The sequence below is a fragment of the Cellulomonas sp. GbtcB1 genome, assembly GCF_019091725.1.
Lineage (GTDB): Bacteria > Actinomycetota > Actinomycetes > Actinomycetales > Cellulomonadaceae > Cellulomonas.
Genome location: NZ_JAGXJG010000141.1, coordinates 1 through 598, shown reverse-complemented (window position 1 = coordinate 598; position 598 = coordinate 1). Strand labels below are relative to the sequence as shown.

The 598-nt window shown below is 78.4% G+C and carries 2 pseudogenes; both read right to left on the bottom strand.

Features of this window, described 5'->3' with window-relative positions:
- Positions 1-296: pseudogene (locus KVT14_RS20085) on the bottom strand (amidohydrolase family protein); the annotation flags it as partial.
- Positions 293-598 (bottom strand): annotated as a pseudogene (locus KVT14_RS20080) (hypothetical protein); the annotation flags it as partial. The pseudogenes KVT14_RS20080 and KVT14_RS20085, both read right to left, overlap by 4 nt.

Here is a 598-nt window from a genome sequence, read left to right as displayed (position 1 = left end):
CCCAGCACCTCGGTCGTGACGCCCTGGGTGGTCTTCGCGAGGTGGTCGCCGTCGACCAGGACCGCCAGGTCGGGGTGCGCGTGCATGTCGACGAAGCCCGGGGCGACCGCGAGCCCGTCGGCGGCGACGACCCGGGCCCCCGCGGCGTCCGCGGCCGCCACCCGCCCGACCGCGGCGACCCGGCCGCCCCGCACCAGCACGTCGGCGGTCACGGGATCGGCTCCGCTGCCGTCGACGACCAGCCCGCCGCGGAGCAGCAGGTCGTGCGGCCGGGCACCGGGGTCGGCGAGGCTCACCCGAACGCCGTCTCGACCAGCCCGGTCACCCGCGGCTCGGCGGCCAGGTCGTCGTCGACCGTCACGATCCCGCGCCACTTGTCGAACGTCGTGCACGGGTGGGCCAGCCCGAGCCGGACCGCGTCCCCGACCCGGACGCCCGCGGCGGGGTCGACGACGAGGAACGTGTGCTGGTCGTTCATCGCGGTCACCCGCGCGCCGGTCAGCGGCTCGGCCACGGAGGCGCCGAGCCGGCGGAGCAGCTGCGGCTCGGGCAGCCACTTGGTGGGCCGGTACGCCCAGGCGCGGCCCGCGGGGGCGCC